A 22,702-nucleotide genomic window follows, 5' to 3' on the forward strand; every position below is an offset into this window, starting at 1 on the left:
TTTTACCCTGCATTCTTATTTAAAAGCTTTTGGTGGAAAGCTTTATATGAAGTCTTGTGGAAAGACGCTAATCATCATTTTTTGCTATGCATTCCGTGTGAGCTCGGAATTTTCTCAGCGAAGGTTTTTTACCGTAGATTTGTGATCAATTTATGACAAACAGAAATGAACTTTTCTTTTTTTTACAAGTCCTCCATTTTTTAAACGGAAAGTGACGCGGTGAAAATGGCGCTAACGGGCGATTTCGGGCTGCGCCAAAAGCCGGTCTGTGGGACAATGGCTGCCACACTTTGGTCCCGACCCCAACAAAAAGAGATGCATGGCGCTTTCCCCCGCAGTAAAAAATCAGATCAGCCAGTGGTACAAAGCCCTGCAAGAACAAATTCCGGATTTCATTCCCCGTGCTCCGCAACGACAAATGATTGCAGAGGTGGCGAAGGCGTTCTCGGGGGATTCTGCACGGCATCTGGCCATTGAGGCGCCGACCGGCGTCGGGAAAACGCTGTCCTATCTCATCCCCGGCATTGCCGTCAGCCGTGAAGAAGAAAAGCCGCTGATTGTCAGCACCGCCAACGTCGCGTTGCAGGATCAGATTTACAGCAAAGATTTACCGCTGCTGAAAAAAATCATTCCGGATCTGAAATTTACCGGTGCGTTTGGCCGTGGTCGCTATGTCTGCCCGCGCAATCTGGCATCGATGAGCAATGAAAATGCGCAGGGCGATCTGGGCTTGTTTCTCGGTGACGAGCTGGCACCTTCCAGCGGTGAAGAACAAAAGCTGTGCAAAACGCTGGAAACCGCGCTCTCCCGCTACGAGTGGGACGGGCTGCGCGATCACTATAAAAAAACCATCGACGATCCGCTGTGGATTAAAATCAGCACGGACAAAGCCAACTGCCTCAGCCGCAACTGTCATTATTTCCGCGAGTGCCCGTATTTTGTGGCACGTAAAGAGATAGAAAGTGCTGACGTGGTGGTCACCAACCACGCATTAGTGATGGCCGCGCTGGAGTCAGAATCGGTGCTGCCACCGGCGAAAGACTTGCTTCTGGTGCTTGATGAAGGGCATCACCTGCCGGAGGTCGCGCGCGACGCGCTGGAAGTCGATGCCGAAATCACGGCGGTGTGGAACAATCTGCAACTGGATAATTTTGTGCGTCAGATTGAGCAATGTCTGGCACTGTTTACCCCGAAAAATCCACCGCCGCTGACCAACGCCGAGCGTCTGCACAATCACTGCGCTGAGATGCGCGAACTGCTGATGCTTATCGAGCAATCGGTCAGTCAATATCTGCCAGCGGATGAGCCGGAAGCGGAGTTTCGTTTTGAGCTCGGCGCGCTGCCGCCGGAGCTGACTGAGCAGTGCGGCCGCCTGTTCAAACTCACCGACGGCCTGCGCAGTCTGGCGGAATACATGGTGAACGATCTCAGCGAGAAGACAGGCAAGCACGACATTCTGCGTCTGCACCGCGCTATCCTGCACATGAGCCGCATGCAAAGCTATCTCGAAACCATGAGCAAACTGTGGCGGCTGGCGGCGCTGGATAAAGCCTCCAATGCGCCGATTGGCAAATGGGTCACACGGGCATATTTCGATAATCAGACGCATCTGGTGTTCCACTGCGCGGGTATTCGCGTCAGCGATCAGCTGGAAAAAATGCTGTGGCGCAAGGTGCCGCACGTGGTCATCACCTCCGCCACTTTGCGCTCGCTGAACAGCTTCTCCCGCTTGCAGGAAATGAGCGGTCTGAGCGAAAAAGCCGGTGATCGTTTTGTCAGCCTGGATTCGCCGTTTAATCACGTCGAGCAGGGTAAAATCGTCATCCCGAAGATGACGCTTGAACCCGTGATGGCCAACGAAGCGGCGCATTTGCAGGAGATGGCTGATTTCTTTCGCACCGAACTGGCGAAAGGGCTGCATACCGGCCAGCTGGTGTTGTTCGCCAGCAATCGCGCGCTGCAACAGTTTGTGGCTCTGCTGCCGGATTTGCGTCTGATGCTGCTGGTGCAGGGCGATCAGCCCCGCTACCGGCTGGTGGAAGAGCACCGCAAACGCGTTTCAGAGGGCACCACCAGCATACTGATAGGTCTGCAATCTTTCGCCGAAGGGCTGGATCTGAAAGGCGAGCTGCTGACGCAGGTGCATATCCATAAAATTGCTTTCCCGCCGGTCGACAGCCCGGTGATCCTGACCGAAGGCGAATGGCTGAAAACGCTGAAACGTTATCCGTTTGAAGTGCAAAGCCTGCCGAGCGCATCGTTTAATCTGATCCAACAGGTTGGCCGATTAATTCGCAGCCACGAATGCACCGGTGAAATCGTGATTTACGATAAACGTTTACTGACCAAAAGTTACGGTTCGCGCCTGCTGGCGGCGTTGCCGGTGTTCCCGATTGAGCACCGTGAAATGCCTGCGCCGGGGTCGGTTAAGCGGCCAGATATGCTCAAAACAGTGAAGAAAGATCCGGTTCGCCGCCGTGTGCGCCGCCGCTAATGATTTGAACAGATAAGGTAACGGTACGATGGATTACACCAAACTCATCAAAGAAGTCGGGCGCGGAAAAAATCACGCCCGTGATTTAGACCGGGATCAGTCGCTTGCGCTGTACCGCGAGATCCTCGCCGGTGACGTGCCGGATTTACAGCTCGGTGCTTTGCTGATCGCTTTTCGAATTAAAGGCGAAGCAGAAGAGGAGATGCTTGGTTTTTATCAGGCGATGGAAGAGCGCGTGATGCGCCTTCAGGCTCCGGCAGATCGTCCTTTGCCGGTGGTGATCCCGACTTACAACGGCGCGCGCAAGCAGGCGAACCTCACCCCGCTGCTGGCCATTTTGCTCAGCCGTCTCGGCCTGCCGGTCGTGGTTCACGGCGTCGACGAAGACCCGACCCGTATCACCAGCGCCGAGATTTTCCGTGCGCTCGGTATCGAAGCCGCACGCACGCAGGAACAGGCGCAGCAGCAGCTCGACGCTGGCACCGCGCCGGTATTTATCCCGATTTCTGTTTTGTGCCCGCCTGTCGATAAACAACTTTCGCTGCGCTGGCAGATGGGCGTGCGAAACAGCAGCCACACGCTGGCGAAGCTTATCAGCCCGTTCATCGGGCAGGATTCCCTGCGATTATCGAGCGTTTCGCACCCGGAATATATTCAGCGCGTTTCTTCATTTTTCCGCCAGATCAACGGCCGCGCCTTGCTGACGCAGGGCACCGAAGGGGAAGTGTATGCCAATCCGCAGCGGTTCCCGCAGACTCATCTGATTGTTGCGGGCGAGCAACAGGTGCTGGCTGAAAAGGAGGAAATATTCGGCTCCGATACGCCGGGAACGAAAGATGTCGCGGCGACGGTGACATTTATTCAGGAATGTCTTAAGGGGGAGCGCGATATTCCGGTGGCGATTTTGACACAGGCAGCCTGTGTGCTCGTCGGGTGCGGCGTTTCCGGGGATGTCGTGGAAGCACGAATGCTGGTTGATCAACTGTTTTAATCCCGGACCGGGGATTGGGGCGGCGTATTAATCGGTGCCAGGTTGACATTCGACACAGCTGCTCCCCCTTTGCAGGGGGAGCAGCGAAGGTGCCTTCTTTGTTGCGATCACGCCGCGGCGTCATCCGCCTCAGCAGTCTGCTGCGCCTTTAACCACGCGATTTCATCTGCCCATATCTCCGGATTTACCGTTTCCAGAATCATCGGGATCCCATCAAATCTCGGGTCTTTCATTACCCAGCTAAACACCGTATTCCCGATGTTGCCTTCACCCAGACTATGATGACGGTCGACGCGGCTGTTGAATTCGCTTTTCGCATCGTTGAGATGCATTCCGCGCAGATACTCGAAGCCGACGACGTCGCTGAAATGCCGGAAGGTATTTTCACACTCTTCGACGGTGCGCAAGTCATAGCCGGCGGCGAAGGCGTGGCAGGTGTCGATGCAGACGCCAACGCGGCTTTTGTCTTCCACGCCGTCAATGATTTTTGCTAAATGCTCGAAGCGGAAACCCAGATTGCTGCCCTGACCGGCGGTGTTTTCAATCACCGCCGTGACGCCCTTAGTTTGTGACAGGGCGATATTCAGCGATTCGGAAATGCGCTCGAGACATTTGTCTTCGTCGATTTGCATCAGGTGGCTGCCCGGATGGAAGTTGAGCAGCGAAAGGCCCAGCTGTTCGCAGCGTTGCAGTTCGTCGAGGAATGCCTCGCGGGATTTCTCCAGCGCTTCGGTCACCGGGTGGCCGAGGTTAATCAGATAGCTGTCGTGCGGCAAAATCTGGCTGCTCTGATAACCGTATTTTTCACAGGCCGCTTTGAATTTTTCGATGACGTCTTCCGGCAACGGTGCGGCTTTCCACTGACGCTGATTTTTGGTGAAAAGCGCAAAAGCCGTGGCTTCCAGCTCGTGCGCCCTCAGTACGGCCTGGTCTACGCCGCCTGCCGCACTGACGTGTGCTCCGACAAACTTCATTTTTGCTCCTCAGTTATTCATCGCGTTAATGGAGGGATGATAGCGCCTCCGTGAAGGAGGCGCAGCACTGAAGTGTAAAAGCTGGCGTGTAAAACCCACTACATCAGCCAAAAAGGTGGTGGATTAGCTGGTTAATGCCTGCGCCGCCGACAATCAGCCAGACGAATAACATCGCCGCCAGCAGCATTGGTTTCAGGCCTGCCTGACGCAGTGCGCTGATGTGCGTAGTCAGACCGAGTGCCGCCATCGCCATCGCCAGCAATACCGTGTCGAGAGTAATCAGCGCCGGGATCCAGCTGTGCGGCAGAATATCCAGCGAGTTAAACGCCGCCACCAGAATAAAGAACAGCGCGAACCACGGAATGGTGATGTTGCGCATTCCCGTTGCCTGACCTTCTGCCTGCACGCCTTTGCGACGGGCGATCCAGCCGGATAACAGCAGCAGGAACGGCGCCAGCATCATTACGCGGATCATCTTGGCGATCACCGCCGCGTTTTCCGCCTCCGGGCTGATACCCTGACCCGCCGCCACCACCTGTGCCACTTCATGCACCGTTGAACCGGTGTAAATGCCGAACTGTGACGCCGTGAAGTTCAGCCAGTGATAATGCGCGTTGAGCTGCCACAGCCACGGATAGAGGAAGATGGCGGCGGTGCCAAAAATCACCACCGTCGCGACGGCGACCGTCACTTTCTCGGCCTTAGCGTTGAGCACCGGCTCGGTGGCCATCACCGCCGCAGCCCCACAAATACTGCTGCCCGCGCCGATCAACATTGAGGTATCGCGGTCTAACTTAAATACCCGCTGCCCGAGCCAGCAGGCGAGGGCAAAAGTGGAGCACAGCATCGTGGCGTCGATCAGAATGCCGGTCGCACCGACATCAGCGATCTGCGCAAAGGTGAGGCGCAGGCCGTAAAGAATGATCCCCAGACGCAGCAGACGCTGTTTTGCCAGCGTCACGCCTTCGTCACACCAGGGTTTTGCGGCCGGATAGACCGTGTTACCGATCACCATGCCGATAACAATCGCCAGCGTCAGCGCGCTGAGGCCGAGCTGGTTCAGTGCGGGAAAATCGCTCAGCCACACCGCCAGGGCGGTGATTGCGCCGGTCAGTAAAAGGCCGGGCAGTACGCGGCTGAACCACAAAGGCTGCGGGCGGTCGTGTTTCGCCTCGCTTACGTGATTGAGCTGAAATGTCTTCATCGTCCGTTTCCTTGTTAGTGGTGAACAACAGGAGTGATGAGACAAGGCTACGCCGCCCTTATATAAAAATGAAATTGATTATAACTTTATAACCTATCACTAAAACTGGTATAAAAAGGGCGGTCGAAAAGAGCGGGCTGACCAAAGGTCTATACTGATAAAAGAAAACGCGTCGTCAGGCGCGCGAAGATAGCGGGACATTTATGCACATTACATTGCGACAACTTGAAGTCTTCGCCGAGGTGCTGAAAAGCGGTTCGACCACGCAGGCATCGGTGGTGCTTTCATTATCACAATCTGCCGTCAGCGCCTCGCTGGCCGACATCGAAAGCCAGCTCGGCGTGCAGCTGTTTGACCGCGTCGGGAAGCGGCTGGTGATCAACGAACACGGCCGTCTGCTGTATCCGAAAGCGCTGGCACTGCTGGAGCAGGCGGGTGAAATCGAACGTCTTTTCAATCACGATAACGGCTCGCTGCGCATTGGCGCGAGCAGCACCATCGGTAACTACATGCTGCCGGCGATGCTGGCGGAATATCGTCTGGATTTCCCCGGCACGCCGCTGGAACTCAACGTCGGCAATACTAACGACGTGATCAACGCCGTCGCGGATTTCCGGGTCGATCTGGGCCTGATTGAAGGGCCGTGTCAGATGCCGGAGCTTATCACCCAACCCTGGCTGGATGATGAGCTGGTGGTGTTTGTCGCACCGGAGAATCCCCTGGCAAGTCAGCCGGTAACGCTCGAAGCGCTTGCGCGCGAACCGTGGATTTTACGCGAGCGCGGGTCTGGTACACGCGAAGTGTTGGATCACCTTTTGCTGCCGCAGTTGCCGGATTTCAATCTGGTCATGGAGCTTGGGAATTCTGAAGCGATCAAACACGCAGTGCGCCACGGGATAGGCATCAGCTGCCTGTCGCGGCGCGTCATTGCCGAGCAACTGAGCAGCGGCACGCTGGTGGAAATCCGCCTGCCGGTCCCGCCGCTGGTGCGCAAACTGTATCTGATCCATCACCGCCAGAAGCACATCTCCAGCGCATTATCACGGTTTTTAACCTACTGTCGGGAATCGCAATAACAGTCTTTCGCTAATGATCGGCGGCCAGTTATGAAGGTGTCTTATAACAGGTCGTTCCTGCTATTCAGAGCGGCAGGTTTTGCTACAATCCGCGCTTAAATTTTAGAATGACGAGCGGATATAGGGAAAACATGGCTCAACAACCTACAAAAAATACGCAGGTGGCACCCACACTGCGTCGCGAGCTGAAGGCACGTCACTTAACGATGATCGCCATTGGCGGCTCAATTGGTACAGGGTTATTCGTCGCCTCAGGCGCGACGGTGTCACAGGCAGGTCCGGGCGGCGCGCTGCTGTCTTATGCGCTGATCGGCATCATGGTGTACTTCCTGATGACCAGCCTCGGCGAACTGGCCGCGTTCATGCCGGTCTCAGGTTCATTCTCCACTTACGGCTCCCGCTATGTAGAAGAAGGCTTTGGTTTCGCACTGGGCTGGAACTACTGGTACAACTGGGCGGTGACCATTGCGGTAGATCTCGTGGCCTCGCAACTGGTGATGAACTACTGGTTCCCGGATACGCCGGGCTGGATCTGGAGCGCCTTGTTCCTCAGTTTGATCTTCCTGCTGAACTACATTTCTGTTCGCGGTTTCGGTGAAGCTGAATACTGGTTCTCGCTTATCAAAGTCGTCACCGTCATCATCTTTATCGCCGTCGGCGTGCTGATGATCACCGGTATTATGCGCGGTGGCGAAACGGCGGGCTGGCACAACTGGGCTATCGGCGATGCGCCGTTTGCAGGCGGATTTGCCTCAATGATAGGCGTAGCGATGATCGTCGGATTCTCCTTCCAGGGGACTGAGCTTATCGGCGTCGCGGCGGGCGAATCTGAGAACCCGGCTAAGAATATTCCCCGCGCGGTGCGGCAGGTGTTCTGGCGTATCCTGCTGTTCTATATTCTGGCGATTCTGGTCATCAGCCTGATCATTCCTTACACCGATCCGAACCTGCTGCGTAACGAAGTCGGCGATATCTCCGTCAGCCCGTTCACGCTGGTCTTCCGTAACGCCGGTCTGTTGTCGGCCGCAGCGGTGATGAACGCCGTGATCCTGACCGCCGTGCTCTCCGCCGGTAACTCAGGTATGTATGCGTCTACCCGTATGCTGTTCACACTGGCCAGCGAAGGCAAAGCGCCGCGCATGTTCGCCAAACTGTCGAAAGGCGGCGTACCGCGTAACGCGCTGTATGCGACAACCGTCGTGGCCGCGCTGTGCTTCCTGAGCTCAACCTTCGGTAATCAGACCGTTTACCTGTGGCTGCTGAACACGTCAGGCATGACCGGTTTTATCGCCTGGCTCGGTATCGCAATCAGTCATTACCGTTTCCGTCGCGGCTATGTTTCGCAGGGGCGTGATCTGAAAGACCTGCCGTATCTGTCTGGTTTCTTCCCGTTCGGCCCGGTATTCGCCTTTGTGTTGTGTCTGATTATTACACTCGGCCAAAACTATCAGGCGTTCCTGAAAGACACCATCGACTGGTACGGCGTCGCCGCGACCTATATCGGCCTGCCGCTGTTCCTGATCATCTGGTTCGGTTACAAGCTGACAAAAGGCACGAAAGTGGTGAAATACAGCGAAATGGAGTTCCTAAAATACGTCGAGACTAAAAGTAGCGACCAATAACGGGATTTGCGTTTTTCACGCGGTTATCAAGGCGGAGCTTCGGCTCCGCTTTTTTTTTATGTCTTTATTTCGTTTTTTTCGCCCGGCAGCGTAATGCTTTGTTACCTCAGTCTTGTTTCGCCGCACGGCATCCCTCTATATTCTTTAGGGGTTATGTAAACTGCATTGATAATCGTTATCATTTCTTTTATTGTTAGCGCCTCTTCAGGGAAACGTAAAGGAATCGGAAGAAGATGAATTATCAGCAGAATTTGGTAAGCCCCCGCGTTGCCGGAGGCATTTTGGCACTGGCGATGGGCGTCATGAGTTTTGGTGCGCAGGCCATCACGGTGACCGATATCGCCGGGCGAACCGTTACGGTACCGGATGATGTTCAGCGAGTGGTGCTGGGAGAAGGGCGGTTGTTCTTTGCTGTTTCCCTGCTGGAAGGGCAGAAACCCTTCGACCGCATTGTTGGCTGGCAGGGTGATTTCCGCAAGTTAGATCCGCAAACCTACGCTACCTATCAGGCTAAATTCCCGCAGATCGACAAAATCCCGCTGATTGGTAACACCAGCGCCGACAGCATTAGCCCGGAGAAAGTGCTCACGCTCAATCCGCAGCTGGCGATTTTTGGTTTGTCGGGGCACGGTCCGGGCAAGGAAAGCGCGCTGGTCACGCAGTTACAAAAAGCCGGTGTGCCGGTGGTCTTTGTTGATTTCCGCACCTCACCGCTGAAAAATACCCTGCCGAGCATGGAATTGCTGGGCAAAGTCCTGAACCGCGAAAAGCAGGCGCAGGATTACATCGCGTTTTATAAAGACAACATCAAACGCGTTACCGATGTGACCAAAAACATACCCGAGCAGGATAAGCCAAAAGTGTTCATCGAACTGCGTGCGTCTACCGCTGATGAATGCTGCCGTTCAGCCGGAAAGGGCAACATGGGTGATTTTATCGATCAGGCGGGCGGCGTGAACATTTCCAAACCGCTGTTGCCGGGGCCGCTGGGGCTGGTCAATCTTGAAAAAGTGATCGCCGCGCAGCCGGACGTGTATCTGGTCAGCGGTGGCGGTAAACCGGCGAAAGCGGGGGATCCGCCACCGACCGGTCTGGTGCTTGGCGCGCAGACGACGCCAGAGCAGGCGCGCGCCAGTCTGACGCCGCTGTTGCAGCGTAAAGGCATCAGCACACTCAAAGCGGCGCAAGAAGGCCGCAGTTTTGGCATCTGGCATAACTATTATAACTCGCCGTATAACGTGCTGGCGGTTCAGGTTTTTGCCAAAGCGTTTTATCCAGAGAAGTTTGCGGACGTCGATCCGCAGCAAACCCAGAATCAGCTTTATAAACAATTCCTCGCCGTAGAGCCGACGGGCACCTACTGGACGGATGCAGTTAAACCGGAAAGCGGGAAGTAAGTTATCCTGCTGTAAGTTTTTACGTTGATGAGATTGAAGCAAAACATGAGTGCAACCACCGAACCTGCGCTGACGGCGAAAGCCAATGCCGACAACAGTGTTATGGGGCAATACCAGAATATCGTACGCCGCCGTTTGTCCATCATGCTTGTCCTGGTGCTGGCGATTGTCGTCTCACTGGTGATTGATTTCGTGATGGGGCCTTCGGGGTTGTCACTCAGTACGCTGTGGAAAACCTTGTTTAACGCGGCTGCTGCCGATCCGGGCACGCGGGTGATCGTCTGGGATATTCGTTTGCCGTATGCGCTGATGGCGATTGCGGTGGGCATGTCTCTTGGCCTCGCCGGTGCCGAAATGCAGACTATCCTCAATAACCCGCTGGCCAGCCCGTTTACGCTTGGCGTCTCGTCCGCAGCCGCCTTTGGCGCCGCGCTGGCGATAGTGCTGGGCATCGGTATTCCGGGGGTGCCCGACCAGTGGTTTATCTCCGCTAACGCCTTCATTTTCGCACTCCTCGCCGCGCTGATGCTCGATGGCATCACCCGCTGGACGCGCGTCGCCAGCTCCGGCGTGGTGCTGTTCGGTATCGCGCTGGTGTTCACCTTTAACGCACTGGTTTCGCTGATGCAGTTCATCGCCACCGAAGACACCTTACAGGGTTTAGTCTTCTGGACGATGGGCAGTCTGGCGCGCGCGTCATGGGTGAAACTTGGGGTGATGATGTTCGCTTTCCTCATTTTGCTGCCGTGGTCAATGATGAGCGCGTGGAAGCTCACGGCGCTGCGTCTGGGTGAAGATCGTGCAGTCAGTTTTGGTATCGATGTGCGTCGTCTGCGCCTCGGCACGCTGCTGCGCATCAGTATTCTTTCCGCACTGGCGGTGGCGTTCGTTGGCCCGATTGGCTTTATCGGCCTGGTCGCGCCGCACATTGCCCGCCTGATGTTCGGCGAAGATCACCGCTTCTACCTGCCGGCGAGTGCGCTGATCGGTGCGCTGGTGCTGTCGATGGCCTCCGTGGCGTCGAAAAACCTGGTGCCCGGCGTCATCATTCCGGTCGGCATTGTTACCTCGCTGGTCGGCGTGCCGTTCTTCCTGAGTATTATTCTTCGTCATCGGGGGAACGTCTGATGTCTGCCATGCTGGAAACCCCTTCTCAGGATCTCCTGAATGCCGCCACGCAAGGGCTGCAAATCCGTGATTTCAACGCCGGTTATCCGAAGCGCCGGGTTATCCGCGATCTCAACGTGCCGATGCTGCCACGTGGCAAAATTACCGTACTGCTGGGACCGAATGGCAGCGGTAAATCGACACTCCTGCGCTCGCTGGCAGGGTTAAACCGGGCGGAAGGGCAACTGATGCTCGATGGCCACGATTTGATGCCCATGCCTTTCGCACGCCGTGCCGAGCAGGTGGTGTATCTGCCGCAAACGCTGCCTGCCGGTGTGCATCTACACGTACTGGAATCGATTATCGTCGCCCAGCGTGCGTCCGGCGGGAAAAGCAAAGCGGCGGAAGGTACGGATAAAGTGATGACGCTGCTGCGACAGCTCGGCATCGAACATCTGGCGCTGAGTTATCTCGATCAGCTCTCCGGCGGGCAGAAACAGCTGGTCGGTCTGGCGCAGTCTTTAATCCGCCAGCCCTCGTTGTTACTGCTCGACGAACCGCTCAGCGCGCTGGATCTGAATTATCAGTTCCACGTGATGGATCTGGTGCGGCAGGAAACACAAAAACGCAATATCGTGACCGTGGTGGTGGTGCATGACATCAACATCGCGCTGCGCCACGGTGATCGTGTTTTGATGCTCAAAGACGGCCATCTGATCGCCGATGGCGAACCCGAGGCGGTGATCACCGCCGACAGTCTGGCGCGCGTTTACGGCGTGCGCGGACGTATTGAACGCTGCTCGCAGGGAACGCCGCAAATCCTCATCGACGGACTGGTCGGCGATCCTTCGATCTAAAACGTAGTCAGATGAAGTACTAAAAAAACGGACGCAGCCAAAGTAGCAGCGTCCGCCTTTCATATTGTGAGCCTGAAACTAAAAAATAAGATCCTGATCATCCGGGCGATTCCGTTCGCACTTTTTTTACCGGATTGACGGAAATGCATTGCAACGTCCCGCACCGACGGGGTTGTTTTATCTCATGGAGAGAAGAAATGGTTAAGGTTAAATTGACACCGGCAATCAAAGCCGGGTTATTCGCACAGCTGTTTGCCGCCGCGTTCCCTGTGATGGCGGAAGACACAACCGAAGTGAAAGAAAAAGAAGATCAGATGGTGGTCACCGCCTCCGCCGTCGAACAAAACCTCAAAGACGCGCCGGCGAGTATCAGCGTGATCACCCGTGAAGATCTGCAAAAGAAGCCGGTGCAAAATCTTAAAGATGTCCTTAAAGACGTACCGGGCGTGCAGATCACTAACGAAAGCGACAACCGTCAGGGCGTCAGTATCCGTGGTCTGGGCAGCGGTTATACCCTGATTCTGGTGGATGGCAAACGCGTGAACTCCCGCAACGCCGTCTTCCGCCATAACGATTTTGATTTGAGCTGGATCCCCGCCGAATCCATTGAGCGCATCGAAGTGGTGCGCGGGCCGATGTCCTCGCTTTACGGCTCAGACGCGCTGGGCGGCGTGGTCAACATCATTACCCGTAAAGTTGGTAAAGCCTGGCACGGAACGGTGAGCGCCGATACCACCGTGCAGGAACACCGCGATCGCGGCGACACCGGCAACGGTAACGTTTTCGCCAGCGGCCCGCTGATTGATGACCTGTTAGGCGTGAAGGTCTACGGCGCGCTGGGCAAACGTGAAAAAGATCAGGCCAGCTCCTCAAGTGGTAGCACCGGCCAGCCGCGCATCGAGGGTTACACCTCGCGCAACGCTAACGTCGAATTCTCGCTGACACCGGATAAAGATCAGGACATCACCTTCGGCTACGGCATGGACCGGCAGGACAGGGATTCCGATACGCTGGATAAAAACCGTATTGAGCGTGAAAATTACTCGCTCGGACACAATGGCCGCTGGGGTTTAGCCAATACCGAACTGCGTTTCTACGGTGAAAACATCGAGAACAAAAATGCAGAAACTATCACGTCGAAAAACAACTCTCTCGACGGCAAAGTGGTTATCCCTTTGGGCGAATACAATCAGCTGCTGACGTTCGGCGGAGAATACCGCAACGATAAGCTGGAAGACGGCGTGAACATGAAAAACGGTGGCAGCACGCAGGCCAATCAGTACGCACTGTTCCTCGAAGACGAATGGCGGATTTTTGAAAGTCTGGCGCTGACCGGCGGCGTGCGTATGGATGACCACGAAAATTATGGCGTCAACTGGAGCCCGCGTGCGTATCTGGTTTACAACGCCACTGACACCGTCACGCTCAAAGGCGGCTGGGCATCGGCTTTCAAAGCACCGTCGCTGTTACAGCTCAGCCCTGACTGGCAAAGTGCGTCCTGCCGCGGCGGGTGTAACGTGGTCGGCAGTAAAGATCTGAAAGCGGAAACCAGCGAAAGCATCGAGTTCGGCCTGTACTACGCCGGAGAAGAGGGACTGCTGGAAGACGTTAACGCCAGTGCCACGGTGTTCCAAAATGATATTGATGACATGATCACCGTTATCCGCACCGCCAATAAAAGCCTGGCACCGACCTACCAGAACTTCGTCGGCTTCGACGCCAGCGGCAATCCGATCTTCAAATATTACAACGTGAACAAAGCGCGAATTCGCGGTCTGGAAACGGAAGTCAGCCTGCCGGTCGCCGAGGCATGGGATCTCAAGCTGAACTACACCTACAACGACGCCCGCGATCTCAGCAACGGTGGCAACAAACCGTTATCGGAACTGCCGTTCCACACTACCAACGCCACGCTCGACTGGAAACCGTGGGACGCGTGGAGCTTCTATCTTTCTGCCAACTACAAAGGCAAAAGCCGCACCGTCACCGACGGCAACCCGACGCCGGGCGGCTACACAGTCTGGAACACCGGCGGGTCGTATCAGGTGAATAAGGCCGTGAAAATCCGGGCCGGGGTGTTGAACCTCGGGGATAAAGATTTGAATCGGGATGACTATAGCTATAACGAAGATGGACGGAGATATTTTGCCGCTGTCGATTATAGTTTCTGATTTGCAGGAGGCCGCTGCAATGGCGGCTTAGTAAAACAGTTCTCGGACAAATCCTCCCCTGCGAAGGGGAGGATCAACACCTTCAACGTTCCCAATACGCCGGTGCTCCAAATTTCTCCACCAGAAAATCAATTACCGCCCGCACCTTAATCGATGCTCTGCGGCCATTCGGATACAACGCCGCTATCGTCTGCGGCTCCGGAGACGTCGACACCTGATACGAGTTCATTACATTCACCAGCCTGCCATCGCGCAGGGCATCGCCAATAAGCCATGTGGGAAACACCACCAGCCCCATGCCGTCGATAGCCGCCTGCGTCAACGTTTCTGCGTTATTGCTGGTGAGTGCGCCGCGCAAGCTGTAGGAGCGCCATTCCTGATCCGATTCGCGCAAGTACCAGCGCTGTGAACCGGCGAATCCTTTGAAGACCAGACAGCTATGCGAAGCAAGGTCAGCAGGTGTGGCGGGTGTGCCCGCCCGCGCGAGATAGGCCGGGCTGGCGGCGAGACGGAAGTTCTGTTGCCCGAGCGTGCGTGCCTGCATCGTAGAATCGGCCATCACCCCGATGCGGATGAGTAAATCCACACTGTCCTGCAAGGGATCAATAAAATCATCCGTTTGCATCAGCTCAATGTTCAGCCGCGGATAGTGGGCACTCAGTTCATGCAACCAGGGCGCAATGTGCCGCTGGCCGAAAACGACGGGGGCATTGATACGCACCAGCCCGCCCGGTTCGCTGTCCTGCTCCTGCAAATCCAGCGCCGCCAGATCCAGCTGTGCCAGCACCTGACGGGCATGATCGGCCAGCAGTTTGCCGGATTCAGTCGGGCTGACTGCCCGCGTATTGCGATAAAGCAGTTGCGTTTGCAGTGCCTGTTCCAGCTGTGAAATGACCCGGGATACCGTCGAAGGGGACATCGCTTCGCGGCGTGCGACTTCTGAGAAATTCCCGTGATCCAGTACCGCGACAAACAGGCGCAAGGACTGGATATTGATCTGGTTGAAGGTTTTCATCTGTGCAATATCCGCAAAGGTATTTTCCTTATTGTGCTGTTTTTCGCAAAGAAGTGCCACGCTATAGTCGCCGCTTCTTAAAATAGAGTGAGCAAGCTAATAATGAATCTGATGTTAATTCCGCTGGTCATTCTGGCGGGCATGGGGCTTTCGCTGGAGGCCGGTCTGATCGGGCCGCTTGGGACAGAAGTAGGGCATCTGTGGGCCACGCTGAGCATATTTGGCGTCGGCGCGGTGCTGACCGGTCTGCTGGTGCTGTTTTTCAGCCCGCGTAATGCGCCGTCCTTTACACAACAACCTGGCTGGCAGCTGCTTGGCGGCGTGCTGGGGCCGGTGTATGTGGTCGTGCTGACGTTGGCGACGCCGGTGATTGGTATCGGTATGACGATGATTGCGATTTTGTCAGGGCAGGTGGCGAAAAGTGTCCTGATCGACCATTACGGCTGGTTTGGCACACCTCATAAGAAAGTCGGTGGCGAGCGTTTACTGGCTTTGGTGTTTATTGTTGCAGCCCTTGTTTTGATTGCCTGGAGTTAACTGATGTCTGAACTGATTATGATTATTCTGGCGATCGTCGCGGGTGCGGCGCTGAGTATGCAGGCGGCGGTGAACGGTCAGCTTGGCGAGAAGGTGGGCGTGCTGAAAAGCGCCTTCCTGACCTTCAGCGTGGGCGCGGCGATTACCGCAGTGCTGATCCTGTTTCTGCAAACCCCTCAACAGGCAACCTTGCTGACCGTGCCAAAATGGCAGCTGGCTGGGGCATTGTTCGGTGTGCCTTACATCATCATTATGGTGACTGCGGTTCCACGTGTAGGAACTGCTGTGGCGACGGTGGCCGTGATTCTGGGACAGCTGGCGATGGGGATGCTAATCGATAATTTCGGCTGGCTGGATAACCCGCAGATCCCGCTATCGTGGCATCGTCTGGCGGCGATCCCATGTCTTATTATTGCGCTGGTGCTTATTTACCGCAGTAACAGGAAAACAGAGTAATCCCTCACGACCCGCGTTTATTGCAGACGCGGGTCAAATATCATCGGCTCGCGTTCTACCGAGGCCAGTAAATCCCCAAACGCCGGATGCTGCGGATTGAGTAAAACGTTAGACTCCGATGGCACGATAACTGACGGCACTTTCAGCCCGACATAGTCACCTTCCACCAGCCAGATTTCTCCCTGACGCTGTGTACTGTCCGGCGGCGAAGGGCTGCGCCAGTCTGCCGCCAGTTCTGAGACCTCCAGCGTGTCGAGCAAATCGTCCGGCACCTCGATGCTGAGCAGCGTGTAGGATTGCATCAGCATACTGGAGTGGATGTGCACCAGCATTTCCAGAATCGCCAGCGACTGACTACCTGCCAGATAAACCACCGGTCTGCCGGGCGGATTCCATCGGCCGCCATAAATCTGAGCGCCGGTGCCCGACCACGCGGTGCCCAAATGCTTTGTCTTGGTGATACGGAACAGTTTCAACTAAATACCCCGTATTCAAGACGCCCGATCAGCCGGTTGACTTCCACGGCTCCCGCTTCTGACGAAAGCAGTTCCAGCGGGCGCGAACCGGCCAGCGCCGGAGCAGGGCGGGTTATCCATTCCAGTGCCGCCATACGGTCACCTTCAAACAAATCTGTGGCTGCATCAATGGTGCGTACCAGACGCGCGACCCGTTCACTCTCATCACTTTTCAGTAATCCGTTACCGGCTTTTCGCCGTGCAAAATTGCGCTCGTTAATGCCCATTACTTCCAGTAATACCATCTTCGGCCATCCCAGCTCATCGTTAAGACGACTGATACTATCAACCGGAAAACCCTTTTGTATGGCATTAATCAAACTGATTCCGCTACTTGCGGGAAGCCCCGCAGATTGCCAAAGCGGCGTTGCAGGTTGGTGCAAAGGGCTGGAAGACAGCCCAGAAAATTTCGTGTTCATCATGTGCGCCTCCGTACCGTTAATTGTCATAATTATAGCATGACAAATAACGATTGATGAATAATCGCACGGGTGTTTTTTTCGCTCTCCATCGCGTGAATGAAATCGTTCTGAAACATATATGTGATCAACGTCACATTGGGGATGTATCAGAATGAAACACAAATTGACAAACCTTGACCAAATCTATTTATTAGCTAAGAAAAGTTAACTCTTGTAGGAAGTAGCTGGTAATTGCATGTTCTTTGAACTATGTGCAGCAATCGGTTGCGGATCACAGTTTTAGGGTTTGATATATGCAACGTCTGAAAGTGGCAAGGCGTTGTTCCTCCCCCGCTTCTGGTAAAAATATGAAAAATAAAATTATTGCAGCAGGCGCTTTGATGGCTTTGTCCTACAGCGCGACCGTGCTCGCTGATGATAGCAAGGGCGAATTTGTTTCTGACTGGTGGCACCAGAGTGTAAACGTTGTAGGTAGCGCTGATACCCGTTTCGGGCCAACGATTCGTAACGACGTTTATCTTGAATATGAAGCGTTTGCGCACAAAGACTGGTTTGATTTCTATGGCTACATCGATATCCCTAAAACCTTCGGTGCGGGTAACGGCAACGATACCGGTATCTGGGATAAAAACGGTTCTCCGATGTTTATGGAGATCGAACCTCGCTTCTCCATTGATAAGCTGACCGGCACTGACCTGAGCTTTGGTCCGTTCAAAGAATGGTACTTCGCCAACAACTATATCTACGATATGGGCCCGGACAGCGATAACCGTCAGAACACCTGGTACATGGGTCTTGGCACCGATATCAACACCGGTTTGCCGATGAGCCTGTCTCTGAACGTTTATGCAAAATACCAGTGGGAAAACTACAGCGCGGCTAACGAAAACAGCTGGGACGGTTACCGTTTCAAAGTGAAATATTTCGTTCCGTTGACTGAAATGTGGGGCGGCAACCTGAGCTACATCGGGTTCACCAACTTTGACTGGGGCTCTTCACTGGGCGATGACGATTTCCGTGACCTGAACGGCCAAAAAGCCCGTTCTAACAACTCTATCGCCTCCAGCCATATCCTGGCGCTGAACTACACACACTGGCATTACTCGTTCGTGGCGCGTTACTTCCACAACGGCGGCCAGTGGGCTGACGGCGCTGAGCTAAACTTTGGTAACGGTAATTTCGAAGTGAAATCTACCGGCTGGGGTTACTACGGCGTGATCGGTTACAGCTTCTGATATCCGAAGTTGTATTGGAAAACCCGGCCGAGGCCGGGTTTTTTACGTTTATCCTCCTGACCTCTTTAAGGTATGGCCAATTGTTTTACTATTGTGTAAAACAATGACGCATTCATTATGGCGTTTGCTCTTTATTTCTATGCCAAACTCAGGAGTGATTTTCATGAAGAAATACGCAGTAGTTTTGATGCTGTGCACCAGCTTTGGCGCGGTTTCTGCCTATGCTGAAAAAGTACAAATAAATAAGAATATTGATAGCGTTCTTAAGCAATGTGCAGCTAATGCTCAAACCACGATGGACTCGTCTGAGTGTTACATACAAGCAACTCAATCATGGGATGCTGAACTCAACAAACAATATAAGTTATTGATAGATGAGCAGCCCGAAACGTCCAGGACGCCTTTAAAAGAATCTCAGCGGGCGTGGATTAAATACAAGGAAAGTTATTTTAAGGCTATCGACGCCTTCTATCAGAAAGAGCAGGGGACGGTGTGGTCAATCATCGCGGCCGAATCCAAAATGAACGTCATCAGGGATAAAGCAATTGATCTGAACCGTTTGTTAAACAGCACTGATTTGAGTTAAATCCTTGTCGGAGGTGGCCTAAAACGAAGGTGCCACCTTTCATCCTCCCAATTATTGCCTCTTTTGACATCACCTGCTTGAAAAATGACCACGCCGATAGGCGATCTCTTTGTGCCGTTGTGGCATAATGCGCGCCAAATCACATTTCCCAATTAAGAGCGAGCGTTGTGCTAAGTACTTACAACATCACCATGCAATTCGGCAGCAAGCCGTTATTTGAAAACATTAACGTGAAATTTGGCGGCGGTAACCGTTATGGCCTGATTGGCGCGAACGGTTGTGGCAAATCCACTTTCATGAAGATCCTCGGTGGCGACTTAGTGCCTTCAGCGGGTAACGTCGTACTCGACCCGAACGAGCGTCTGGGTAAATTACGTCAGGATCAGTTCGCCTTCGAAGAGTTCACCGTGCTGGACACCGTGATCATGGGCCACAATGAACTGTGGGCCGTGAAAGAAGAGCGCGACCGCATTTACGCGATGGCGGAAATGAGCGAAGCCGACGGCTATAAAGTGGCCGATCTGGAAGTCGAATACGGCGAGATGGACGGCTACAGCGCTGAATCCCGCGCGGGCGAACTGTTGCTCGGCGTCGGCATTCCGGTAGAACAACATTACGGCCTGATGAGCGAAATCGCGCCGGGCTTTAAACTGCGCGTATTACTGGCGCAGGCGCTGTTCTCTGACCCGGAAATTCTGCTGCTCGACGAACCGACGAACAACCTGGACATCGATACTATTCGCTGGCTGGAGCAGGTGCTGAATGAACGTAACAGCACCATGATCATCATTTCGCATGACCGTCACTTCCTGAACATGGTGTGTACGCACATGGCGGATCTGGACTACGGCGAACTGCGCGTGTATCCAGGTAACTACGATGAATACATGACCGCGGCAACGCAGGCCCGTGAACTTCTGAGCGCCAACAACGCCAAGAAGAAAGCGCAGATTGCTGAACTGCAATCCTTTGTTAGCCGCTTCAGCGCCAACGCCTCCAAATCTAAACAGGCGACGTCACGTGCCCGTCAGATTGATAAAATTCAGCTCGACGAAATCAAAGCGTCTAGCCGTCAGAACCCTTACATGCGTTTCGAGCAGGACAAGAAATTGTTCCGTAATGCGCTGGAAGTGGAAAAAATCACCAAAGGTTTCGATAACGGTCCGCTGTTTAAAAACCTTGGCCTGATGCTGGAAGTTGGCGAGAAAGTCGCGATTCTGGGCGCGAACGGTATCGGTAAATCGACCCTGCTGAAAACGCTGGTCGGTGAGCATGAGCCGGAAACCGGGTCAGTGAAATGGTCTGAAAACTCTAAAATCGGTTATTACGCGCAGGATCACGAATACGAATTCGATGACTCCATGAACGTATTCGACTGGATGAGCCAGTGGAAATCCGAGAAAGACGACGAGCAGGCCGTGCGCGGTGTGCTGGGCCGTCTGTTGTTCGGTCAGGACGATATCAAGAAGAAAGTGAAAGTGCTTTCCGGTGGTGAGAAAGGCCGTATGTTATTCGGGAAACTGATGATGCAGCGTCCAAACATCCTGATCATGGATGAGCCAACTAACCACCTTGATATGGAATCCATTGAGTCACTGAACATGGCGCTGGAAATGTACGAAGGCACGCTGATCTTCGTTTCCCACGACCGTGAATTCGTGAGTTCACTGGCGACCCGTATTCTGGAAATGACACCGACCCGCGTCATCGACTTCTCCGGCAACTACGAAGACTACCTGCGTAGTCAGGGTATCAATAGTTAATTATTGATTCCGTTCAAAAGGCCGCAACGGTTAACGTTGCGGCCTTTTTTATGTCCCAAAAATAATATTTCAGAATTTATTATATATATTCAAATTTATATTGATGATGTGAATGACTTAAATATTATGGCTGAATAATAAATTAATAGAGCTTGCATTTCAAAAAAAGCAGGAACAAAATTATACTGTAAAACATTTCATTAATATTTGTATAGTTATTATCAATTCATATTATTTGTAAGGGACTAATATGGCAAACTTAACCTATCTCACGTTAAACGGGCAAACACAGGGGCTGATCTCTGGCGGATGTTCTTCAATGGATTCAATTGGTAATAAAGCGCAAATAGGGCGTATCGACCAGATCATGGTCTACAGCATGAAACACACCTTATCTCGCGCGCAGAACGTTAATCACCACGTTGTAACCCTCCTCAAACCAATAGATAAATCCACGCCATTGCTGGGAAAAGCTATTTCAGATAATGAAATAATGACCTGTGATTTAGAACTGCACCGCATTAACAAAACCGGTATGGGAGAGTGTTATTTCAAAGTAAAGTTAACCGGTGCCCGCGTAACGAATATCGATTTTATCGTGCCGCACAGCATTCTCGAGAGTAATGCAGAAGCGCAGGAAAGAGTGAGCTTCAGTTATGAAACGATCACCTGGGAACACTGTATTGCGGGCACCAGCGCATACAGCCTGTGGAATGAACGGGTTTACTGATCAGGGATGACGAAAATGACAGAACTCAGAGGTGCGGATTACTGGCGACGGATGAATGAAGGCAAACGTATATTGCGGGGAGAAGACACCTTCAGTTCTTTCCCGAGCATAAACCCGCTGCAACGAGATATGGCATTCACGAATGGCACTTTCATTACCGAAAACCGTTACATCATGTTGCTAACGTTAGAGGAGGCAGAGAAAGTCACCGATGAACTGCTCGGTGACGTAGACGAGTTTTTCTCTAACAAACTGGCACCCGGTAACATCAAAGATATTCTTGAAGGCAGTAGCAGTATTGGCAAGTTGATGACATTCGAGAATTCTGCGGGAGACATCGCATTTCGTTTTAAGTCGCTCGGTATCAGAGCGATTGAATACACCTTTAAGGGCAAGACCTATATAAAAATAACCGGCTATCCGGGTATGCGCCGGATTCTGGAAGGCACACGATACGCCGTAGATCATCCGCAGATGCTGGAAATGGGCATCGGGATCCGCGGGTTGGGGAGTGCGCTGATAAAGGGCACAAAATTCTTTATTTTTGCCTCACTGGCCTGGCGAGCGATTGAACTTATCTTTAAATCCGACTACGACCTGGTCGATTTTCTCGGCGATATTACGATGGATGCGGCCAAGGCGGTGGTGGCGAGTGTGGTTATCGGAGTTATTGCTGGTGGAATATTGACTGTATTCAGTTTACCAATAGTTGTTACCACAATCATAGTAATTGGGGTAGGCGTAGTGCTAAATGCGGATTTGAACGCATTGGATGAGCATTTAGGATTATCAATAAGTCTCAAAGGAAAAATGCGCACAGCTTTGGTAGAGTATCAAAAAATGAACGAACGGAATTTTCGTAATGGGAATCCGATTTTCAGTCGTCCGCCAGGAATCAGGTATTAAAATGGAAAAAAGTAATGCTAAAAAATGGATTTTATTTAAAGGCGCATCGTTCTTATCGATAGTATTATCATTGGGGTATATTTATTCTGTTGTTCTTCTTATGGATATATTTAATACAAAAACATTAATCATACAAGGTGATACTATCGAATACAGTGGTAAAATTATAATTTGCATTGGAGGTATTCCTCTATTTATATGGTTATTCTTTTTTTCATTAAAAACGTTATTTAAGAAAGGCATTCAGCCTTTTAAAAGATACACTACGATAGGTTATATTTGGATGGTGCTGAGTGTAGGTTGTTTTATTTTAGGTTTTATTGCATCTTTCATTATTCCCTTTATCTTAATGGCATCCCCTTATACCTCATGTAATATTGGAAAGTATAGCAGTTACTATGTGATCAACCCGGAGTTGTGCAAAACCATTGTTCCTGACCAAAGGGTGAAAAAATGACAGAACCCAGAGGTGCGGATCACCGGCGGCGAACGAAGGACGGCACACGATACGCCGTAGATCATCCGCAAATGCTGGAAATGGGCATCGGGATCCGCGGGCTGGGAAATGCGCTGATAAGGGGCACAAAATTTTGCATTTTTGCTTCACTGGCGTGGTGAGCCATTGAACTTATCTTTAAATCCGA

At 53.1% G+C, this 22,702-nt stretch carries 22 protein-coding genes; 17 read left to right on the top strand and 5 right to left on the bottom strand.

All coding sequences use genetic code 11. The features are described from left to right. Positions 1-319 precede the first annotated feature (319 nt). Both dinG and ybiB read left to right on the top strand, forming a co-directional pair. Positions 320-2,494 carry an ATP-dependent DNA helicase DinG gene (gene dinG / locus ACMHLI_RS04030; RefSeq protein ID WP_413528351.1) on the top strand — a complete coding sequence of 725 codons (2,175 nt, stop codon included), beginning with the start codon at positions 320-322 and terminating at the stop codon, positions 2,492-2,494. A 28-nt stretch (positions 2,495-2,522) separates the two neighbouring features. Beyond that, positions 2,523-3,485 (top strand): DNA-binding protein YbiB, encoded by a 963-nt coding sequence (gene ybiB, locus ACMHLI_RS04035; RefSeq protein ID WP_413528352.1) that lies wholly within the window; start codon positions 2,523-2,525, stop codon positions 3,483-3,485. 107 nt (positions 3,486-3,592) lie between these two features. Here ybiB and nfo read toward each other — a convergent pair whose 3' ends face one another. Beyond that, positions 3,593-4,459 carry a deoxyribonuclease IV gene (nfo, locus tag ACMHLI_RS04040; RefSeq protein WP_413528353.1) on the bottom strand — a complete coding sequence of 289 codons (867 nt, stop codon included), beginning with the start codon at positions 4,457-4,459 and terminating at the stop codon, positions 3,593-3,595. A gap of 103 nt (positions 4,460-4,562) precedes the next feature. Next, positions 4,563-5,663, bottom strand: a complete 1,101-nt coding sequence (locus ACMHLI_RS04045; RefSeq protein WP_413528354.1) for a YeiH family protein — start codon at positions 5,661-5,663, stop codon at positions 4,563-4,565. Between the two features lie 203 nt (positions 5,664-5,866). Here ACMHLI_RS04045 and yieE point away from each other — a divergent pair, with 203 nt between their 5' ends. From yieE to cirA, 6 genes are all read left to right on the top strand, one after another. Further along, a complete protein-coding gene (gene yieE, locus ACMHLI_RS04050) occupies positions 5,867-6,739 on the top strand; it encodes a DNA-binding transcriptional regulator YeiE (protein WP_413528355.1) in 873 nt (290 codons plus the stop codon). Between the two features lie 131 nt (positions 6,740-6,870). Beyond that, on the top strand, positions 6,871-8,361 hold the full coding sequence (locus ACMHLI_RS04055) for an amino acid permease (RefSeq protein ID WP_413528356.1): 1,491 nt from the start codon (positions 6,871-6,873) through the stop codon (positions 8,359-8,361). A 233-nt stretch (positions 8,362-8,594) separates the two neighbouring features. Then, a complete protein-coding gene (locus tag ACMHLI_RS04060; RefSeq protein ID WP_413528357.1) occupies positions 8,595-9,758 on the top strand; it encodes an ABC transporter substrate-binding protein in 1,164 nt (387 codons plus the stop codon). 45 nt (positions 9,759-9,803) lie between these two features. Next, positions 9,804-10,886, top strand: a complete 1,083-nt coding sequence (locus tag ACMHLI_RS04065; RefSeq protein ID WP_413528358.1) for a FecCD family ABC transporter permease — start codon at positions 9,804-9,806, stop codon at positions 10,884-10,886. Next, positions 10,886-11,722 carry an ABC transporter ATP-binding protein gene (locus ACMHLI_RS04070; RefSeq protein WP_413528359.1) on the top strand — a complete coding sequence of 279 codons (837 nt, stop codon included), beginning with the start codon at positions 10,886-10,888 and terminating at the stop codon, positions 11,720-11,722. The genes ACMHLI_RS04065 and ACMHLI_RS04070 overlap by 1 nt, the downstream gene beginning before the upstream one ends. 197 nt (positions 11,723-11,919) lie before the next feature. Continuing rightward, positions 11,920-13,893 (top strand): catecholate siderophore receptor CirA, encoded by a 1,974-nt coding sequence (gene cirA, locus ACMHLI_RS04075; protein WP_413528360.1) that lies wholly within the window; start codon positions 11,920-11,922, stop codon positions 13,891-13,893. An 82-nt stretch (positions 13,894-13,975) separates the two neighbouring features. Here the strand turns inward: cirA and ACMHLI_RS04080 are convergent, their stop codons facing one another. After that, entirely contained in the window at positions 13,976-14,908 is a 933-nt protein-coding gene (locus tag ACMHLI_RS04080; protein WP_413528476.1) for a LysR substrate-binding domain-containing protein, read from the bottom strand. Between the two features lie 102 nt (positions 14,909-15,010). Between ACMHLI_RS04080 and ACMHLI_RS04085 the strand changes: the two genes are divergently transcribed. Together ACMHLI_RS04085 and ACMHLI_RS04090 are read left to right on the top strand one after the other, a co-directional pair. Beyond that, a complete protein-coding gene (locus tag ACMHLI_RS04085; protein ID WP_413528361.1) occupies positions 15,011-15,445 on the top strand; it encodes a DMT family transporter in 435 nt (144 codons plus the stop codon). Positions 15,446-15,448: 3 nt separating this feature from the next. After that, positions 15,449-15,901, top strand: a complete 453-nt coding sequence (locus ACMHLI_RS04090) for a DMT family transporter (RefSeq protein ID WP_413528362.1) — start codon at positions 15,449-15,451, stop codon at positions 15,899-15,901. 17 nt (positions 15,902-15,918) lie between these two features. Here ACMHLI_RS04090 and ACMHLI_RS04095 read toward each other — a convergent pair whose 3' ends face one another. Both ACMHLI_RS04095 and ACMHLI_RS04100 read right to left on the bottom strand, forming a co-directional pair. Further along, the gene (locus tag ACMHLI_RS04095; RefSeq protein WP_413528363.1) at positions 15,919-16,377 is read right to left on the bottom strand and encodes an RES family NAD+ phosphorylase; all 459 of its coding nucleotides are present in this window, start codon (positions 16,375-16,377) and stop codon (positions 15,919-15,921) included. Beyond that, on the bottom strand, positions 16,374-16,736 hold the full coding sequence (locus tag ACMHLI_RS04100; protein WP_413528364.1) for an antitoxin Xre/MbcA/ParS toxin-binding domain-containing protein: 363 nt from the start codon (positions 16,734-16,736) through the stop codon (positions 16,374-16,376). The genes ACMHLI_RS04095 and ACMHLI_RS04100 overlap by 4 nt, the downstream gene beginning before the upstream one ends. A 449-nt stretch (positions 16,737-17,185) precedes the next feature. On the opposite strand from ACMHLI_RS04100, the gene ACMHLI_RS04105 reads away from it, so the two are divergent. The 7 genes from ACMHLI_RS04105 to ACMHLI_RS04135 all read left to right on the top strand — a co-directional run bounded on the left by ACMHLI_RS04105 (position 17,186) and on the right by ACMHLI_RS04135 (position 22,676). Continuing rightward, the gene (locus tag ACMHLI_RS04105) at positions 17,186-18,073 is read left to right on the top strand and encodes a nucleoside-specific channel-forming protein Tsx (RefSeq protein WP_413528365.1); all 888 of its coding nucleotides are present in this window, start codon (positions 17,186-17,188) and stop codon (positions 18,071-18,073) included. A gap of 163 nt (positions 18,074-18,236) precedes the next feature. Continuing rightward, positions 18,237-18,659 (top strand): lysozyme inhibitor LprI family protein, encoded by a 423-nt coding sequence (locus tag ACMHLI_RS04110; RefSeq protein ID WP_413528366.1) that lies wholly within the window; start codon positions 18,237-18,239, stop codon positions 18,657-18,659. A 167-nt stretch (positions 18,660-18,826) separates the two neighbouring features. Beyond that, the gene (locus ACMHLI_RS04115) at positions 18,827-20,422 is read left to right on the top strand and encodes an ABC-F family ATPase (RefSeq protein ID WP_072158016.1); all 1,596 of its coding nucleotides are present in this window, start codon (positions 18,827-18,829) and stop codon (positions 20,420-20,422) included. A gap of 250 nt (positions 20,423-20,672) precedes the next feature. After that, a complete protein-coding gene (locus ACMHLI_RS04120; RefSeq protein ID WP_413528367.1) occupies positions 20,673-21,152 on the top strand; it encodes an Hcp family type VI secretion system effector in 480 nt (159 codons plus the stop codon). Between the two features lie 15 nt (positions 21,153-21,167). Beyond that, on the top strand, positions 21,168-22,058 hold the full coding sequence (locus ACMHLI_RS04125; protein WP_413528368.1) for a hypothetical protein: 891 nt from the start codon (positions 21,168-21,170) through the stop codon (positions 22,056-22,058). A 1-nt stretch (position 22,059) separates the two neighbouring features. Continuing rightward, positions 22,060-22,515 (top strand): DUF1240 domain-containing protein, encoded by a 456-nt coding sequence (locus tag ACMHLI_RS04130; RefSeq protein ID WP_413528369.1) that lies wholly within the window; start codon positions 22,060-22,062, stop codon positions 22,513-22,515. Next, positions 22,512-22,676 carry a hypothetical protein gene (locus ACMHLI_RS04135; protein WP_413528370.1) on the top strand — a complete coding sequence of 55 codons (165 nt, stop codon included), beginning with the start codon at positions 22,512-22,514 and terminating at the stop codon, positions 22,674-22,676. Before ACMHLI_RS04130 ends, ACMHLI_RS04135 begins: the two co-directional genes overlap by 4 nt. The last annotated feature ends 26 nt before the right edge of the window (positions 22,677-22,702 follow it).

Origin of the sequence: Rahnella inusitata (genome assembly GCF_965118895.1) — a bacterium.
In the GTDB taxonomy this organism is placed as follows: domain Bacteria; phylum Pseudomonadota; class Gammaproteobacteria; order Enterobacterales; family Enterobacteriaceae; genus Rahnella; species Rahnella inusitata_A.

Bases quoted from the DNA above. Each gene is read 5' to 3' on its own strand.
- dinG (WP_413528351.1), top strand. From the start codon at position 320: ATGGCGCTTTCCCCCGCAGTAAAAAATCAGATCAGCCAGTGGTACAAA.
- ybiB (WP_413528352.1), top strand. From the start codon at position 2,523: ATGGATTACACCAAACTCATCAAAGAAGTCGGGCGCGGAAAAAATCAC.
- nfo (WP_413528353.1), bottom strand. From the start codon at position 4,459: ATGAAGTTTGTCGGAGCACACGTCAGTGCGGCAGGCGGCGTAGACCAG.
- ACMHLI_RS04045 (WP_413528354.1), bottom strand. From the start codon at position 5,663: ATGAAGACATTTCAGCTCAATCACGTAAGCGAGGCGAAACACGACCGC.
- yieE (WP_413528355.1), top strand. From the start codon at position 5,867: ATGCACATTACATTGCGACAACTTGAAGTCTTCGCCGAGGTGCTGAAA.
- ACMHLI_RS04055 (WP_413528356.1), top strand. From the start codon at position 6,871: ATGGCTCAACAACCTACAAAAAATACGCAGGTGGCACCCACACTGCGT.
- ACMHLI_RS04060 (WP_413528357.1), top strand. From the start codon at position 8,595: ATGAATTATCAGCAGAATTTGGTAAGCCCCCGCGTTGCCGGAGGCATT.
- ACMHLI_RS04065 (WP_413528358.1), top strand. From the start codon at position 9,804: ATGAGTGCAACCACCGAACCTGCGCTGACGGCGAAAGCCAATGCCGAC.
- ACMHLI_RS04070 (WP_413528359.1), top strand. From the start codon at position 10,886: ATGTCTGCCATGCTGGAAACCCCTTCTCAGGATCTCCTGAATGCCGCC.
- cirA (WP_413528360.1), top strand. From the start codon at position 11,920: ATGGTTAAGGTTAAATTGACACCGGCAATCAAAGCCGGGTTATTCGCA.
- ACMHLI_RS04080 (WP_413528476.1), bottom strand. From the start codon at position 14,908: ATGAAAACCTTCAACCAGATCAATATCCAGTCCTTGCGCCTGTTTGTC.
- ACMHLI_RS04085 (WP_413528361.1), top strand. From the start codon at position 15,011: ATGAATCTGATGTTAATTCCGCTGGTCATTCTGGCGGGCATGGGGCTT.
- ACMHLI_RS04090 (WP_413528362.1), top strand. From the start codon at position 15,449: ATGTCTGAACTGATTATGATTATTCTGGCGATCGTCGCGGGTGCGGCG.
- ACMHLI_RS04105 (WP_413528365.1), top strand. From the start codon at position 17,186: ATGAAAAATAAAATTATTGCAGCAGGCGCTTTGATGGCTTTGTCCTAC.
- ACMHLI_RS04110 (WP_413528366.1), top strand. From the start codon at position 18,237: ATGAAGAAATACGCAGTAGTTTTGATGCTGTGCACCAGCTTTGGCGCG.
- ACMHLI_RS04120 (WP_413528367.1), top strand. From the start codon at position 20,673: ATGGCAAACTTAACCTATCTCACGTTAAACGGGCAAACACAGGGGCTG.
- ACMHLI_RS04125 (WP_413528368.1), top strand. From the start codon at position 21,168: ATGACAGAACTCAGAGGTGCGGATTACTGGCGACGGATGAATGAAGGC.
- ACMHLI_RS04130 (WP_413528369.1), top strand. From the start codon at position 22,060: ATGGAAAAAAGTAATGCTAAAAAATGGATTTTATTTAAAGGCGCATCG.
- ACMHLI_RS04135 (WP_413528370.1), top strand. From the start codon at position 22,512: ATGACAGAACCCAGAGGTGCGGATCACCGGCGGCGAACGAAGGACGGC.